The sequence below is a fragment of the Flavobacterium agricola genome (assembly GCF_025919725.1).
Lineage (GTDB): Bacteria > Bacteroidota > Bacteroidia > Flavobacteriales > Flavobacteriaceae > Flavobacterium > Flavobacterium agricola.
This window is the reverse complement of record NZ_CP081495.1, coordinates 33885-50293: the sequence shown is the minus strand read 5'-3', so window position 1 is coordinate 50293 and position 16409 is coordinate 33885. Positions and strand designations below refer to the sequence as shown.

The following is a 16409-nucleotide window of genomic DNA, read 5'->3' as shown; positions in this document are numbered from 1 at the left end:
GCTAATCCTTTTAATTTGTTATCGCACATAATTTTGTGAAGCAACCCATTTAGAATATTTACTTGCATTACGTAAATGATCGTTATAATTAGAAGCAAAAACGTGATAACCAAAATTATCTACGCTGGCACAAAAATAAATATAATCATGATTTTCGGCATTTAATACCGCATCAATGCTAGAAATATCGGGCATTGTAATTGGCCCTGGTGGTAATCCGGCATTAACATAGGTATTATAAGGCGAATTTATTTTTAAATCGTTATGTAAAACGCGTTTAATAACCTGATCGTAATCTCCAGATTCTTTTTTAATCGCGTAAATTACAGTTGGATCGGCCTGTAAAGGCATATTAATTCTTAATCTATTTAAATAAGCACCCGCAACTTTTGGGCGTTCATCAACTTTTGCCGTTTCTTTTTGAACAATAGAAGCTAAAGCAACAACTTGCAACGGAGTTAATCCTAAAGAATCTGCTTTTGCTTTACGTTCTTCATTCCAAAATTTTTTGTATTCGCGTACCAAGCGATCACGAACTTTTGGTGCAGAAACATTCCAATAAAATTCGTACGTATTCGGAATGAAAACCGAAAGCACATTATCTTCATTCAAACCAAATTCTTCTAAAAAATACGGTTCGGTAAAGGCTTGCAAATAATCTTCGGCCGAAGGTTCGGTTTGTTGTGCTAAACGATTAGCTAAATCAGCAATTGTTTCTTGATTGTTGTACGAAACGCGTAACGGTACGTTTTTACTTAACGCAATAATTATAGAATAATTATTCATGTTAGGCTCTAAAGCAAAACGACCGGTGTAAAATTCTTTATCAAATCCTTTAGTTTCGGCAGTATAAACAAAGTTGTCCATGTTTATAATATGTTTTGCCAACGAATCTTTCACGGTTTGAAAATTTGCGTTGCTCGGAATAAATATATATGTTGTTTTACTTACATTGGTATTGGCGGTAAAAACTTTTTTATAAGCAAAAAAGCCATAAATAAATAACCCTAATAAAATGACAACTGATGCGTATGAGATGAATTTTTTCATAAAAAATTAATGTGCTATTTATTTATAAGTTGATAAAGCGCCTCGTCAATAAACTGATTTCCGCGCTTGTTCCATTGTTTTTTAATTCCAACAAGTTCAAAATTAACAGCTTTAAACAAAGCTAAACTTGCGGTATTATCTTGTTCAATATTGGCATACAATTGATTTAGATTTAATACCGTAAAACAATATTGAATAAGTAATTGTAATGCGTTTTTGGCATAACCTTGTTGTTTAAACTTATTTTCTGCAATAACAATTCCGACACCGGCTCTGCTATTTTGCGGAGAAAAATCAAACAAATCTAGTAAACCTACCAATTCATGATTGGCCGTACAAATAGCCAATCGGAGTTGTTGCGCCTGATAAATATCTTGCGTTGCGTTTTGTAAATACTGTTCTAAAATATATTTGCTATATGGGGCTTGCGTACCGCTTACGTGCCATAAATTGGTATTATTTTCTACCTGATATAAAAAATTTAAATCGGTAGGTTCTAAAGCACGTAAATAAACCACATCGTTTTTTAGCATCTTATTTTTTTTCTATAATTCCTTCAAACACATAAGTTGCAGGACCAATTAAAAATACATTTTTATATCCGTTTTTTGCAACATCAAAAGTTACGCGTAAACGACCGCCTTGTACCAATAAATCAACCATATTTTCGGTTGCTAATTTATTATAATGTAAAGCTAAAGCCGCTGCAGTTGCACCGCCGTACCGCAAGATAAAGTTTCGTCTTCTACCCCCGCGTTCGTACGTTCGTAATCTAAATTCGTTTTCGTTTACTTGCTCTACAAAATTAATGTTAGAACCTACTTGCCCGTACAAATCAGAATAACGAATTTGAGCCCCCGTATTTTTAACATCAAAGGTATCAATATTAGTAACCATTTGTATATGATGCGGTGATCCGGTATTTAAAAACAAATAATCTGGCGTAGCTTTTATTTCTTTTACATCAATCATTTGTAAAGAAACTACATTATCATGACTAATTTTTGCGTAATGCGGTCCATCAACAGCTATAAAATTAGCTTCTTTTTCTATAATATTTAATTTTTTAGCAAAAGCAACCAAACAACGGCCGCCGTTACCACACATAGAACTTTCGTTACCATCCGAATTATAATATACCATTTTAAAATCATAACCTTCTTGGTCTTCAAGTAACATTAGACCATCGGCTCCAATGCCAAATCGTCTGTCACAAATGTTTTTTATAAAATTGGTATCATTTTTGGGAAAGGTTAATTGTCTGTTATCTAGTATAACAAAATCATTACCTGTTCCTTGGTATTTATAAAAGTTAAAATTCATAAAAGTTTAAAATTGTTGTGCAATTTACGAATTATTTATTTTAGTTTTTATACTGTTAACGTCGGGTTAAATGGTTTTTTATGCACTGACATTTTTTTATATTTAATGTTAAATAACTTATTTTAATTTATACTATGAACAAAATTACAAGTTTATTTACCGTTTCGGTGTTAAGTGGTGTGATTACTTTAGGAGCTTATAAATTATTATTTGATAAGGAAGTTACAAATACTCAAGCAGTTGTTTGGGAAAACAAAACACCTCAGTCGGTAGTTAAATCGGTTAATTATGCAGCAGAAAGTACTGATTTTAGCAATGCTGCAGAAGCTGCCCTAGATTTTGTGGTGCACGTTAAAAACATAAATGTATCTAAATACCAAACGTATAGCTTACAAGACTTTATGTACGGGTACCAACCCCAAACTAAAGAACGCAAACAAGTAGGAAGCGGATCTGGAGTAATAATTTCTGAAGATGGTTACGTAGTAACCAACAATCACGTAATACAAAATGCAACCGAATTAGAAGTTACCTTAAATAACAACAAAACTTACAAAGCCCAGGTTGTAGGAACGGATAGCAAAATGGATATTGCTCTTTTAAAATTAGATACTAACGATACATTTAATTATGCTGTTTTTGGTAATTCTGATGCAATCCGAGTGGGAGAATGGGTATTAGCAGTTGGTAATCCGTACAACTTAAATTCTACTGTTACAGCCGGAATTGTTTCGGCAAAAGCTAGAAACCTGACTAACGATGGTATTCAATCTTTCATTCAAACAGATGCGGCAATTAACCCTGGTAATTCGGGCGGTGCTTTGGTAAATGTTCGCGGAGAACTAATCGGAATCAACACCATGATTACCTCAACAACCGGATCGTACGTAGGTTACGCTTTTGCCGTCCCTTCTAATATTACTAAAAAAATTATTGAAGATTTGGTTCAGTACGGAAATGTACAACATGCAACAATTGGAATTGAAGGTGGAGAATTGAATGCTGCTGCTGCTAAAGAATTGAACCTTGATGTTACACAAGGTTTTTACGTAAACCGTGTAATGCCAAATTCAGGTGCCGAAAAAGCAGGTATTAAAAGCGGTGATGTAATTATTCAGTTAGACGATCAAAAGGTAAATAGCTTTAGCGCCTTATCTTCGTATCTAAATAGCAAACGCCCAGACGAAGAAATTGATATTACCTTATTACGTAAGGGCAAAGAAATAGTTGCAAAGGTAAAATTATCTAAAAAAGAATTAGGTCAATTTGCTTATAATGGCATCTTGTTAGAAAACATTACTCCACAAGATAAACAAAAATTCCGCATCAATGATGGGGTTAAAATTGCAGAAATTACCAATCCAGATTTTATTGAATATGCAAGTATTTTGACTAACAGCATTATTATTCGTATTGACGGACAATTGGTAAAATCAGCGCAAGATGCAAACAAATTATTGGCAGCCAAATCAGATCGCCAAAAAACAAGAATGGAAATTATTACTCCAAACGGCAAACAATTACAATTAATCTTATAAACCCAATCCTCCTAAGCTAATTTAGGAGGATTTTTTATAACATAAACAGTTCTAAAAATCATTATAAATTTGTATTTTCGCACTAATTTATAACAACACAATATTTTATATGGATACCTCTAATAATTACGAACAAGAATTAGCTTTTCAGGCCGATCGCAGAAAAGCTTGTGTGGAGTTAATTAAGATTGTAAGCGACCTATGGTACGACCGTTCAATCGAATTAATTTTATTCCGTAATCCTCTTTTAGACCGTAATGTTTCTGACATTATTAACTTGCACGAATACGCAGCTAAATTTGTAGAAAAACCAATTAATGTTTTTGATACGGTTGAAATTGCAAGAGCTATTCAGAGCTCTAACTTACCTCCTGCTCGTATTGACATAGGTAAATTAACTTACGAATACCATTTAAATGACAACAACCACAACAGCGCACAAGCTTTTGTAGTAGATAAATTAAAAGATGCGAAAGGCAGTGAAAACATTGTTCCTAGAGATGTAGTTTTATACGGATTTGGACGTATTGGTCGTTTAGTTGCTCGCGAATTGATGTCTAAATTAGGTAAAGGACAACAATTACGTTTACGCGCTATTGTAACACGCGATAAAAATGATGCTGTTTCTTTAGAAAAACGTGCTTCATTATTACGTCACGATTCAGTTCACGGTGATTTCGCTGGTTCTGTAGTTACAGACGTAGAAAACAATGCGTTAATTATTAACGGCGCAACCGTTCATATGATTTCTGCAGCGCAACCAGAAGATATTGATTATACAGCTTATGGTATTCATGATGCGTTAGTAATTGACAATACTGGTGCTTTTAAAGATGATGTTGCTTTAGCACGCCATTTAACTGCAAAAGGTGCAACTAAAGTTATTTTAACTGCTCCTGGTAAAGGTTGTCCGAATATTGTTTATGGAGTAAATCACGAAGAATACAACCCAGATACGGTAAATATTTTCTCGGCTGCTTCATGTACAACAAACGCTATTACTCCAGTTTTAGCTGCTATTGAAGAAACTTTTGGAGTTGAAAAAGGACATTTAGAAACTATTCACGCTTATACAAACGACCAAAATTTAGTTGACAACATGCACAAAAAATACCGTCGAGGTAGAGCTGCTGCACTAAACATGGTTATTACAGAAACAGGTGCTGGAAGTGCAGTTGCTAAAGCTTTACCTGCTTTAGCTGGAAAATTAACTTCTAATGCAATTCGTGTTCCAGTTCCAAACGGTTCATTAGTTGTATTAAACTTAGAATTAAATAAAGAAACAAGTAAAGAAGCTTTTAATGCTGCCATTAAAAAATATGCTTTACAAGGTAATTTAGTAGAACAAATTAAATATTCTGTAAACAACGAATTAGTTTCTTCTGACATTGTAGGAACATCACAACCTGCAATTTTTGATAGTAACGCAACAATCGTTTCTGCAGATGGTAAAAATGTTGTACTTTATGTATGGTATGATAACGAATATGGTTATTCTCACCAAGTAATTCGTTTAGCAAAATATGTTGCTAAAGTACGTAGATATACTTATTATTAGTAGATAATCAAAATATACAAATCCCGAGTTTAGCTCGGGATTTGTTTTATAACTAACTTTTAAAAATAAAATAATGGCTAAAAAATTTAATAAATACCAATTGCAATTAACCGAGCTTGAACTTAAAAATCAAGAATCAACCAATCAAACCCTTACTTTTGATTTTGAAAATCACGATGATATTTTTAATATTTTAGAACGTACAAAAAACACACAAGGTTTTTCTAACCCAAACGATGAAATCGAATTTTTTGTAGGATTGAAATTATTTAGCGAGGTTATGTTACGCAATAAAAAAAATCCGTTGTTTGAAGAGTTTTTTCCAGCCTTTGTTGAGTTGATGAAAAAGATAAAAGAGAATACAGCAAACAAGCAATAACCCTAGCTTATATTACTCCAAAAAGCAAAGCAGCTAACAACATTACCAAACAAGACCCGATGGCCCATTTTAAGGTAAACTTTAAATGATCGCCAAATTCTACCCCAGCCAATGCAACCAACAAATAGGTAGAAGGAACTAACGGGCTTAATAAATGAGAAGCTTGGCCTACTAAACTTGCTCGGCTTAATTCGGCTGCAGAAATATGTAAATGTTCTCCGGTTGAAATGATAATGGGTAAAATGCCAAAATAATACGCATCGTTATTTAGAAAAAAGGTTAACGGCACACTTAAAACAGCGGTAATAATTGTCAAGTTACTTCCTAATTGTTCAGGTACAATAGCAATAATAGAACTACCCATTGCTTGCATAATTCCGGTACCATCTAAAATACCAGTAAAAACTCCAGCACCAAAAATCATACCCAACAACAGATAAGGCATTACCAGCATGGCGCGTTATTATTTTTTGTTGATCTTTTAAGTTCGGATAATTAATGGTTGCTGCAATACAAAAAGCAATCATAAATGAAATAGCTAGCGGAATTACATCTAAAACCATTACGGTTAATAAAGTTAGGGTTAAAATAAAATTAAACCATAACAACTTAGGACGGCGTAACGTTTCATCTACCTCACCTATTACATCTTTATTGTTATATACAAACGTACTTCCTTCTTTTAAAATACGATTTACCTCTCTTTTTCCTAAAATATAGGCTACAAAAAACACCCACAATAACCCCACTATCATAACCGGAATTAAAGGCACAAAAACTTCAGAATGACTTAAGTTTTGAGAACTCATTACCCGAGCAGTTGGCCCGCCCCAAGGTAAAATATTCATAATACATGCGGTTAGCATAACAATGCATGTTAATACCAACGGATTCATACCTTGTTTTTTATACAGCGGAAAAAAGGCTGCAACAACAATTAAATAGGTTGATGATCCATCGCCGTCTAAAGAAACCATGGCAGTTAATAATGCAGTACCAACAGCGGTTTTAATCGGACTATTTTGCACAGCGCGCAAAATCGTTTTTACCAAAGGTTCAAACAAGCCTGTATCAATCATTAAACTAAAATACAGAATCGCAAAAATTAGCATAACCCCTGTTAAACCAATTTTTATTACACCTTTTTGCATCATGGGTCCTAATTCTGCACCAAATCCAGCTAAGGTTGCAATACAAACTGGCACTAAAACTAAAGCTGTTAATGGCGTCATCTTTTTTTTCATGATTAAAACCATAAAAACAATAATCATTAAAAAACCTAATAATGAAAGCATAGTTTTTGAATTTAATTACTTGTAATTTATTTTGACTTTCGCCAATCAAACTGATTTCTGAATCCTAAAAAAGCAAAATGGTTTAAGTCTTTTTTTTCTATTTGATTGATATAAGCAACTTCGATTGCTGTATTTTTTGAAAATTTACAACCAATTCCAACCAAGATTCGATCGCTATCAAAAAATTCATTCTTTTTTAAATTCAATCGAATTTCATTTTTAAAAATTCCATACCAAATTTCCTTATCTCTAAATGTATGAAACGGCACACGAATAGATAATAAATATCTTGTACGTAGAATAAAAATAGATGGATTAGACAGCAATCGTTCTTCAAATCGAAACCGATGGGCTAAAGAAATACGATTAAAATTATGATTGTAAGTTATTTGCTGAAATGGCCTAAACTCCTGTTTAATTTTTTTTGTATTCTCATCCTTATATGGACTAATATGCAAGTACAAAAAGCCTAACGCAGGCTTGGTTGCTTGTTTCCATTCATAATCTACATAGCCATCAACTAAAAAAACGCGATTATCAAAAGCTAAATCGTATGAACGGTATTGCGTAAGTGCAGTAAAATTACTTTTGTTATGAATTTTAGCCTGTAGCAAATATTGATACCACATGTTGTACTTATCTTGTGCAAACAATAGCTGAAATTGTAACAAGGCACACAAACCAAACCAAATAAAATAATTACTTTTTTGCATAGGTTTACAGTTTACTCAGAGAACCACCTATACAAGTTCGGTACTAAAAAAAATAAATCATAAATTATTTATTTTTTTTCTATATAGACAATAAAAAAAACGATAAAAAACAATCAATTTTTAATCTTAAAACATAAATAGTAATAAAAAAGCCGACCATTAGGTCGGCTTTTAAAATGATATGAAAAAGAATTAATTACCTGCAGCAATTAAATTTAAAGCAGAACCTGCTTTAAACCATTCTATTTGTTGCTCGTTATAGGTATGATTCACTTTAATTAAATCTTTTGATCCATCAGCATGAACTAATTCTAATGTTAATGGTTGCCCAGGAGCAAATTCTGGTAAATCGATAAAATTAATTGTATCATCTTCTAAAATTTTATCATAATCCGCTTCGTTAGCAAAAGTTAAAGCTAACATACCTTGCTTCTTAAGATTTGTTTCGTGAATACGCGCAAACGATTTTACCAAAACAGCTTTAACACCTAAATGACGAGGTTCCATAGCGGCATGTTCACGAGATGAACCTTCTCCGTAATTCTGATCGCCCACAACAATTGTTGGTACACCGGCAGCTTTATAGGCACGTTGCACAGCTGGCACTTCACCATATTCACCTGTTAATTGATTTTTAACCGAATTGGTTTTATGGTTAAACGCATTTTCGGCACCAATTAACATGTTGTTTGATATGTTATCTAAATGCCCGCGGTAACGTAACCATGGACCAGCCATAGAAATATGGTCGGTAGTACATTTACCAAAAGCCTTAATTAACAATTTAGCACCTGTAATATTTTTACCATCCCAAGGTGCAAATGGTTCTAAAAGCTGTAAACGAGAAGAATTTGGATCAACAACAACCTCAACCGACGCTCCGTTTGCAGCTGGTGCTTGATAACCTGCATCTTCTACATCAAAACCTTTTTTAGGTAATTCATCACCAAATGGTGGTTTAAATTTAACTTGTTCTCCTTTATCGTTAGTTAACGTATCGGTAATTGGGTTAAAATCTAAACGCCCAGAAATTGCTAAAGCAGCAACCATTTCTGGCGAAGTTACAAAGGCGTGCGTATTAGGATTTCCGTCAGCACGTTTTGAGAAATTACGGTTAAAAGAGTGTACAATGGTATTTTTTTCTTGTTTATCAGCCCCGGCACGATCCCACTGACCAATACAAGGTCCACAAGCGTTTGTAAATACTTTTGTTCCCATTTTCTCGAAAGCAGCAATCATACCATCGCGCTCAATCGTATAACGTATTTGTTCAGAACCTGGGTTAATACCAAATTCAGCTTTAGGCTTAATACCTAATTCTACGGCCTGGTTTACAATAGAAACAGCGCGTGACATATCTTCGTAAGATGAGTTGGTACAAGAACCTATTAACCCCCATTCTACCTTAGTTGGCCAATCGTTTGCAGCAGCTTCTTGTTTCATTTTAGAAACTGGAGTTCCGCGGTCTGGTGTAAATGGCCCATTGATATATGGTTCAAGTTCAGAAAGGTTAATTTCAATTAACTCATCAAAATATTTTTCTGGGTTTGTGTAAACATCAGCATCAGCAGTTAAATAGCTTGCAACTTTATCTGCAGCATCAACTACATCTTGACGACCGGTTGCAGCAAGATAACGACGCATAGAATCGTCATAACCAAAAGTAGATGTTGTTGCACCAATTTCGGCACCCATATTACAAATGGTTCCTTTACCCGTTGCTGACATAGAAAGTGCACCTTCGCCAAAATATTCTACAATAGCTCCCGTTCCACCTTTTACAGTTAAAATATCGGCAACACGTAAAATAACATCTTTAGGCGCTGTCCAACCGTTTAGTTTTCCGGTTAGCTTAACTCCGATTAGTTTTGGAAACTTAAGTTCCCAAGCCATACCAGACATAACATCAACCGCATCGGCTCCACCAACACCAATTGCTAACATACCTAATCCGCCTGCATTTACAGTATGCGAATCGGTACCGATCATTAATCCACCAGGAAATGCATAATTTTCTAGTACAATTTGGTGAATAATACCCTCCTGGTTTCCAGAAACCAATACCATATTTGTTTGAAACCGATGAAAGGAAATCAAAAACTTCTTTAGATTGCTTATTGGCAACAGCTAAATCTTTATCTGCACCAACTTTAGCTTGAATTAAGTGATCACAATGCACTGTGGTTGGCACTGCAACTTTATCTTTACCTGCATGCATAAATTGCAATAAGGCCATTTGTGCTGTTGCATCTTGACACGCTACGCGGTCTGGTGCAAAATCTACATAATCTTTTGCTCTTTCAAACTTTTTGGTTGGCGTACCATCCCAAAGGTGAGCATATAAAATTTTTTCTGAAAGTGTTAACGGACGCCCTACCAATTCACGCGCTTTATCAACACGAGCTGGCATTTTTTCGTACACTTTTTTAATCATTTCAATATCAAAAGCCATAGTTTGATTTTATTTTTAATTAATTATAACTTGTTTAAAAACGTATTTACAATTTACGGCTTTTTTTAGAATTTTATTGTTAATAAATCTTAACTCAATTAATTTAAACTGATTCTAATCAATTGTTTAGCCCAAAATAAAATGAGCTATATAAACAATAAAAAAACGAGGAACCTAATTGATTTCTCGTTTTGAATTTATAACGCTTTTACAAATTATAATTTTGTAGAAACGGGTTTAAATTTTGTTAAGTTGATACCTTCAACTGCAGTTTTATATTCTTCAATTGTTGGAATACGACCTAAAATTGCAGATAAAACAACTACTGGAGTTGATGCTAATAATGATTCTCCTTTTTTACGTTCGCTATCTTCAACCACACGACCTTGGAATAAACGAGTAGAAGTTGCCATTACCGTATCTCCTTTTGCAGCTTTTTCTTGGTTACCCATACATAAGTTACAACCAGGGCGCTCTAGGTACATAATATTTTCGTATTCTGTACGTGCGTTAGCTTTTGGTAGAGCATCAGAGAATTCAAACCCAGAATATTTTTGTAAATATTCCCAATCACCTTCTGCTTTTAACTCATCAATAATGTTATATGTTGGAGCAGCAACTACTAATGGCGCGTTAAATTTAACTTCACCTTGTTGTTTTTCAACATTTTTCAACATTTGAGAAACGATTTTTAAATCGTCTTTATGCACCATACAAGATCCAACAAAACCTAAATCTACTTTTTTATCACCTCCGTAGAAAGATAATTCGCGAATGGTATCGTGTGTATAACGTTTTGAAATATCTTCGTTGTTAACGTCTGGATCCGCAATCATTGGTTGATCAATAATATCTAAATCAATAACAACTTCTGCATAGTATTTTGCATTCGCATCTGGTTTTAAAGCAGGTTTATCACCTGATTTAATTTCTTCAATACGTTTGTTTGCTTTGTTAATTAAACCTTGTAAAACTGCAGTTTTGTTATCCATACCTTTATCGATCATGATTTGGATACGAGATTTAGCAATTTCTAAAGATTCGATTAAAGTATCGTCTTGAGAAATACAGATTGATGCTTTTGCTTTCATTTCTGCTGTCCAGTCAGTAAATGTAAACGCTTGGTCAGCTAATAAAGTTCCGATGTGAACTTCGATAATACGCCCTTGGAAAACGTTTTCACCATCAAACTGCTGTAACATTTGTTGTTGTGTTGCATGAACTACATCACGGAAATCCATGTGAGGTTTCATTTCCCCTTTAAATGTCACTTTTACAGATTCTGGAATTGGCATAGAAGCTTCACCCGTTGCTAAAGCTAAAGCTACCGTACCTGAATCGGCACCGAAAGCAACACCTTTTGACATACGCGTGTGCGAATCTCCACCAATAATAATATCCCAATCATCAACCGCAATATCATTTAAAACTTTATGAATAACGTCGGTCATTGCATGATATTCACCTTTAGGATCGCGAGCTGTAATTACCCCGAAATCGTTCATGAATTTCATTAATTTAGGAATATTAGTTTGTGCTTTTTTATCCCAAACTGATGCTGTATGACAACCTGATTGGTAAGCACCGTCAACAATTGGAGAAATAACCGTAGCAGCCATTGCTTCTAATTCTTGAGCCGTCATTAATCCTGTTGTATCTTGAGAACCTACAATGTTTACTTCAACACGAACGTCTGAACCTGCATGTAAAACTTTACCCTCGGCAACACCTACAGCGTTACGGTTAAAAATTTTCTCAACAGCTGTTAATCCTTGTCCTTCAACAGTAACTTCTTTAGCAGGAGCAAAAACAGTTGGAGCTGTAATTCCTAGTGTTTTAGCTGCAAATGTTTGTACTTTTTTACCAAAAACGATTGCGTAAGAACCTCCAGCTTTAATGAATTCCATTTTTTGCGGAGTTAACGCTTTAGAGATATCGATTAATTCTTTATCGCCGTTGTATAATTTTTTAGTTTTTGTGTTGATTGTTAAAACAGTTCCTGTTGCAACAGAATAAACTTCTTCTAAAACAATATCACCGTTTTCGTTACGAACAACTTCACCGTTTGCATCAACTTTTTTAGTCCAGTTTTTTAAATCGATACCAATTCCTCCAGTAACATCAACCGTAGTTAAGAAAATTGGAGAAATACCGTTTGTACCTGCAACAATTGGCGCAATGTTTACAAATGGAACGTACGGAGATGCTTGTTTACCTGTCCATAATGCCACGTTGTTAACCCCTGACATACGAGATGAACCTACACCCATTGTTCCTTTTTCTGCAATAAGCATTACGCTTGCATCTGGATGTAATGTTTGTAACGCTTTAATTTCTGCTTGTGCTTCTGGCGTAATCATACATTTACCATGTAATTCACGGTCAGAACGCGAATGCGCTTGATTACCTGGAGAAAGTAAATCTGTAGAAATATCACCTTCTGCAGCAATGTAAGTAACCACTTTAATTTCTTCAGCTACTGCTGGTAATTCTGTAAAGAATTCAGCTTTAGCATAACTTTCTAAAATATCTTTAGCAATTACATTATTTTCTTGGTAAGCCTTTTTTAAACGATCCATATCGGCATCGTATAAGAAAACTTGTGTTTTTAAAACTTTAGCAGCTTGTTCTGCAATAGCAACATTATTACCTAAAGCTAAATCTAAAAGCACTTCGATAGAAGGACCACCTTTCATGTGTGATAACAATTCGAAAGCAAAAGTTGGCGTAATTTCAGCTACAACTTCTTGTCCTAAGATGATTTCTTTTAAGAAAGCAGCTTTTACTCCAGCAGCTGGCGTTGTACCAGGTAATGTATTGTAAATAAACATTTTTAGAGAATTTTCTCTTTCTGCATTATTTACATCTTTAATTTGAGCGATAATTTCGCTTAATAATTCAGCCCCATCAATTGGTTTTGGGTGTAAACCTTGAGCTTTTCTTTCTTCGATTTCGTTAAGATAATCCTTGTAAAGGTTCATAGTTGTTTGATATTTATAGTTGAATTAAACGCGATAAAACTTTAGTTCAACCATGTAATTATATTAATGTTATATTTTTTAGTGCTTGTTTAATAGGCAGCTATGCCCTTAAAAACATTGCAAATTTACGCAATAGAATTGAAATTTAAAAATTTTTAGCTTTTAGTTGTTTTAAAAGAATTATTATTTGTGTTTTTTGCATTTCAATGAAAAAAACTTAATAAACTCAAGAAAAAGGCTATATAAATTACAAATATTTAAAATCAATATTTATTATTGCAAAATTCTAAAAAAACCAAGACAAATACTATGAAATTGATATTTTAAAAGGATTAGAAAAGGCTTGTAATTATTTGTTCGTCAGAAATTTTTTCGGCTTCTGCGCGGTAATTTTTTACAATACGGTGGCGCAAAATACCAACAGCAACCGCTTGTACATTTTCGATATCTGGCGAAAACTTGCCCGAAAGTACAGCATGGGTTTTAGCTGCTAAAATTAAATTTTGAGAAGCACGTGGGCCAGCCCCCCAATCAATATATTGTTTGGTAATTTCTGGAGCAAATTCACTAGTTGGCCGGGTTTTGTTTACCAATTTAACCGCATATTCAATAACATTATCGGCTACCGGAACTTTGCGAATTACTTGCTGAAAAGTGACTATTTCATCAGCCGTAAAAAGCGGTTTAACTGCTTTATTTTGTGTTGAAGTTGTATTTTTTACCACTTCGACTTCTTCCAAAAAGCTTGGGTATTCTAACTGAATGGCAAACATAAATCTATCCAATTGCGCTTCGGGCAACGGATACGTTCCTTCTTGTTCTATCGGATTCTGAGTGGCTAATACAAAAAACGGATGCGGTAATTTATTAGCAACACCGGCAATAGTTACCGCTTTTTCTTGCATAGCTTCTAGCAAGGCAGCTTGTGTTTTAGGCGGGGTTCTGTTTATTTCATCAGCCAAAATAATGTTAGAAAAAATAGGTCCTGGTAAAAATTTAAAATTTCTGTTTTCATCTAAAATTTCATTTCCTAAAATATCCGATGGCATCAAATCTGGAGTAAATTGAATGCGTTTAAAGTTCAGACCTAAAGCTTGTGCTATAGTTTGTACCATTAATGTTTTGGCTAATCCGGGTACGCCAATAAGCAAGGCATGACCACCAGAAAAAACACTTAAAATAATTTGATCTATAACCTGATGTTGCCCTACAATTACTTGAGCAATTTCGGATTTTAATTGTTGGTGCTTTTCTAGCAATTGTTTTATTATGGCTACATCTGACATATATTATTGAATAAAAAAAGAGTTAATTTAGTAATAACTAAACTAACTCTTTTTACGTATTTTAAAAAATTTATTTTTTAAACCAATTGTTTTCAAACGCACAAGTTTTGTAATCTGGTGCAACAAAAATATAGGTATCTTCTATTGTTTTTTGCATCCACTTATTAATTTCTTGCGTTTGTTTTCTGTTTAAAGCTAAATCTCTAATTTTCATATAATCGGTAGAGAAATCAGCTAAATGTTCGTCCCATTTGTTAACAACCGTAAAAATTTTAAATTGCTTATTACCTTGCATATCGGTTTCTGAATACGGAAACGAAACTTCGTTTACCTCTAAACCAGAAACTTTAGAATATAAGTTTGGATCTAGTTTTACCAATTCAAAACGCGTTTCTAACGTACGAGGATTAATTAAATTACCTCCGCTGTTTTTAGTTTCTTTTTCGTCAGAATATTTTTTGGCAGCATCTGCAAAAGTAATATCACCAGCAATAATTTCATTTCTTACTTTTTCTGCACGTTCACGAGCTTCTAATTCTGCTGAAGCCGAAACTTTAGGTGATAATAAAATATGTCGTAATTCTAAATCTTGCCCTTTAATTTTTTCTAAGTAAATAATATGGTACCCAAACTCAGTTTCAAAAGGCTGAGAAATTTCTCCTTCTTTTAAACTAAACGCCACATCTTTAAACTCTTTAACAAATGGTGTTTTACGATTCATTTTATAATAACCACCTGTTGCTTTAGATCCCGGATCTTCGGTATATAAAACGGCTTTAGTAAAAAACGAACTTCCGTCTAAAACTTCTTGTCTAATTTCTTTTAAACGATTAATAACATCGTTTTTTGCATCTTGCGATATAATAGGTTTAAAAACAATTTGAGCAATTTCGATTTCAGCACCAAAATAAGGTAAAGAATCTTTTGGGATAGATGCAAAGAACTGACGAACTTCTTCCGGATTTACTTCAACTTCATCAATAATTTTACGGCGCATTTCATCAGCCAATTTTCCGTCTTTAATAATTTCAGATAAAGCAGCTTTTAAATCATCTAAATCTTTTTTCTTATAAAAATCAACAATTTTTTGTACCGAACCAATTTGATCGGTCATGGCAGCAATTTGCTGATCAACAATACTGCTTATTTCTGCATCAGTTACTATAATAGAATCCTGAATGGCTTGGTGAGCAAAAACTTTTTCTTCTAATAATTTTCCCAACAGCTCGCATCGCGAAATATCTTTTGTTGGAATGTTTTGAGCCGAAAGTTCTAAAAACGTTTTATCAATATCCGAATCTAGAATTACATAATCGCCCACAACTCCAATAACTCCATCAATGCGTTTTTTTTGAGCTTGTGCTTGCATGGCATACAAGCCAATGAATCCTATGGTTAAAGCTTTTGAAAAAACTAATAATTTTTTTATCATTGTTTACTTTGTTATTTATTTTTTAATGCCAAGCATTATTTATTAGATGTTGCCCAATTTAAAGTTTCACCCTCTCTTCAACAACTTTACCAGCTAGTAAATTTAAAATATATTTCTATTTTACCTCAATAAATAAGCAAAAAATAACTTGCTTACTCACAAATTTAAAAATTGGTTTCAATTTAAAACCATTAAACGCAGCAATCAAGTAAAATTTACAAAATGATTAACAATTTAAAGCTCAGTAACCAAGCCTAAAATCATAGTCAGGAAAGTTTTTTAAATAGCTTTTAAAAGCAATTTAAAATTTGGCCTAAAAGTAAGCATATAGAACGACAAATTTGCACGAACTAAAAAAATTTGTTTTATAATTGATGCAATAATGCGCACATATTCTATATT

General features: G+C 33.6%; 12 protein-coding genes and 1 pseudogene. 3 read left to right on the top strand and 10 right to left on the bottom strand.

Annotation, left to right across the window (positions count from 1 at the left end; all coding sequences use genetic code 11):
* Nucleotides 1-18: 18 nt before the first annotated feature.
* The 3 genes from mltG to dapF are packed head-to-tail and all read right to left on the bottom strand — an operon-like array spanning nt 19 to nt 2373.
* Nucleotides 19-1050, bottom strand: coding sequence for an endolytic transglycosylase MltG (gene mltG, locus K5I29_RS00285; protein WP_264433901.1), 1032 nt, complete (start codon nt 1048-1050; stop codon nt 19-21).
* Nucleotides 1051-1064: 14 nt separating this feature from the next.
* Nucleotides 1065-1583, bottom strand: a complete 519-nt coding sequence (locus K5I29_RS00280) for a GNAT family N-acetyltransferase (RefSeq protein ID WP_264433900.1) — start codon at nt 1581-1583, stop codon at nt 1065-1067.
* Nucleotide 1584: 1 nt separating this feature from the next.
* Entirely contained in the window at nt 1585-2373 is a 789-nt protein-coding gene (gene dapF, locus K5I29_RS00275) for a diaminopimelate epimerase (RefSeq protein WP_264433899.1), read from the bottom strand.
* Between the two features lie 134 nt (nt 2374-2507).
* On the opposite strand from dapF, the gene K5I29_RS00270 reads away from it, so the two are divergent.
* The 3 genes from K5I29_RS00270 to K5I29_RS00260 all read left to right on the top strand — a co-directional run bounded on the left by K5I29_RS00270 (nt 2508) and on the right by K5I29_RS00260 (nt 5848).
* Nucleotides 2508-3911, top strand: a complete 1404-nt coding sequence (locus tag K5I29_RS00270) for a S1C family serine protease (RefSeq protein WP_264433898.1) — start codon at nt 2508-2510, stop codon at nt 3909-3911.
* A gap of 109 nt (nt 3912-4020) precedes the next feature.
* Nucleotides 4021-5469 (top strand): glyceraldehyde-3-phosphate dehydrogenase, encoded by a 1449-nt coding sequence (locus K5I29_RS00265; protein ID WP_264433897.1) that lies wholly within the window; start codon nt 4021-4023, stop codon nt 5467-5469.
* A gap of 73 nt (nt 5470-5542) precedes the next feature.
* Entirely contained in the window at nt 5543-5848 is a 306-nt protein-coding gene (locus K5I29_RS00260; RefSeq protein ID WP_264433896.1) for a DUF3861 domain-containing protein, read from the top strand.
* A 7-nt stretch (nt 5849-5855) separates the two neighbouring features.
* Here K5I29_RS00260 and K5I29_RS00255 read toward each other — a convergent pair whose 3' ends face one another.
* The 7 genes and pseudogenes from K5I29_RS00255 to K5I29_RS00225 all read right to left on the bottom strand — a co-directional run bounded on the left by K5I29_RS00255 (nt 5856) and on the right by K5I29_RS00225 (nt 16007).
* Nucleotides 5856-6272: an SLC13 family permease gene (locus K5I29_RS00255; protein WP_264433895.1), complete on the bottom strand. Its 417-nt coding sequence runs from the start codon at nt 6270-6272 to the stop codon at nt 5856-5858.
* Nucleotides 6205-7143 carry a citrate:proton symporter gene (locus K5I29_RS00250; RefSeq protein ID WP_264433894.1) on the bottom strand — a complete coding sequence of 313 codons (939 nt, stop codon included), beginning with the start codon at nt 7141-7143 and terminating at the stop codon, nt 6205-6207. The genes K5I29_RS00255 and K5I29_RS00250 overlap by 68 nt, the downstream gene beginning before the upstream one ends.
* Nucleotides 7144-7169: 26 nt before the next feature.
* Nucleotides 7170-7856 (bottom strand): DUF2490 domain-containing protein, encoded by a 687-nt coding sequence (locus K5I29_RS00245; protein WP_264433893.1) that lies wholly within the window; start codon nt 7854-7856, stop codon nt 7170-7172.
* A gap of 192 nt (nt 7857-8048) precedes the next feature.
* Nucleotides 8049-10266 (bottom strand): annotated as a pseudogene (locus tag K5I29_RS00240) (aconitate hydratase).
* A gap of 257 nt (nt 10267-10523) precedes the next feature.
* A complete protein-coding gene (locus K5I29_RS00235; protein WP_264433892.1) occupies nt 10524-13289 on the bottom strand; it encodes a bifunctional aconitate hydratase 2/2-methylisocitrate dehydratase in 2766 nt (921 codons plus the stop codon).
* 332 nt (nt 13290-13621) lie between these two features.
* Nucleotides 13622-14575, bottom strand: coding sequence for an AAA family ATPase (locus K5I29_RS00230; protein ID WP_264433891.1), 954 nt, complete (start codon nt 14573-14575; stop codon nt 13622-13624).
* Between the two features lie 70 nt (nt 14576-14645).
* Nucleotides 14646-16007 (bottom strand): peptidylprolyl isomerase, encoded by a 1362-nt coding sequence (locus K5I29_RS00225; RefSeq protein WP_264433890.1) that lies wholly within the window; start codon nt 16005-16007, stop codon nt 14646-14648.
* Nucleotides 16008-16409 lie beyond the last annotated feature (402 nt).

Excerpts from the sequence above, each read along its gene's own strand:
- K5I29_RS00260 (WP_264433896.1), top strand. The coding sequence starts at position 5,543 with ATGGCTAAAAAATTTAATAAATACCAATTGCAATTAACCGAGCTTGAA.
- K5I29_RS00270 (WP_264433898.1), top strand. The coding sequence starts at position 2,508 with ATGAACAAAATTACAAGTTTATTTACCGTTTCGGTGTTAAGTGGTGTG.
- K5I29_RS00250 (WP_264433894.1), bottom strand. The coding sequence starts at position 7,143 with ATGCTTTCATTATTAGGTTTTTTAATGATTATTGTTTTTATGGTTTTA.
- K5I29_RS00230 (WP_264433891.1), bottom strand. The coding sequence starts at position 14,575 with ATGTCAGATGTAGCCATAATAAAACAATTGCTAGAAAAGCACCAACAA.
- K5I29_RS00265 (WP_264433897.1), top strand. The coding sequence starts at position 4,021 with ATGGATACCTCTAATAATTACGAACAAGAATTAGCTTTTCAGGCCGAT.
- mltG (WP_264433901.1), bottom strand. The coding sequence starts at position 1,050 with ATGAAAAAATTCATCTCATACGCATCAGTTGTCATTTTATTAGGGTTA.
- K5I29_RS00255 (WP_264433895.1), bottom strand. The coding sequence starts at position 6,272 with ATGATTTTTGGTGCTGGAGTTTTTACTGGTATTTTAGATGGTACCGGA.
- K5I29_RS00235 (WP_264433892.1), bottom strand. The coding sequence starts at position 13,289 with ATGAACCTTTACAAGGATTATCTTAACGAAATCGAAGAAAGAAAAGCT.
- dapF (WP_264433899.1), bottom strand. The coding sequence starts at position 2,373 with ATGAATTTTAACTTTTATAAATACCAAGGAACAGGTAATGATTTTGTT.
- K5I29_RS00225 (WP_264433890.1), bottom strand. The coding sequence starts at position 16,007 with ATGATAAAAAAATTATTAGTTTTTTCAAAAGCTTTAACCATAGGATTC.
- K5I29_RS00280 (WP_264433900.1), bottom strand. The coding sequence starts at position 1,583 with ATGCTAAAAAACGATGTGGTTTATTTACGTGCTTTAGAACCTACCGAT.
- K5I29_RS00245 (WP_264433893.1), bottom strand. The coding sequence starts at position 7,856 with ATGCAAAAAAGTAATTATTTTATTTGGTTTGGTTTGTGTGCCTTGTTA.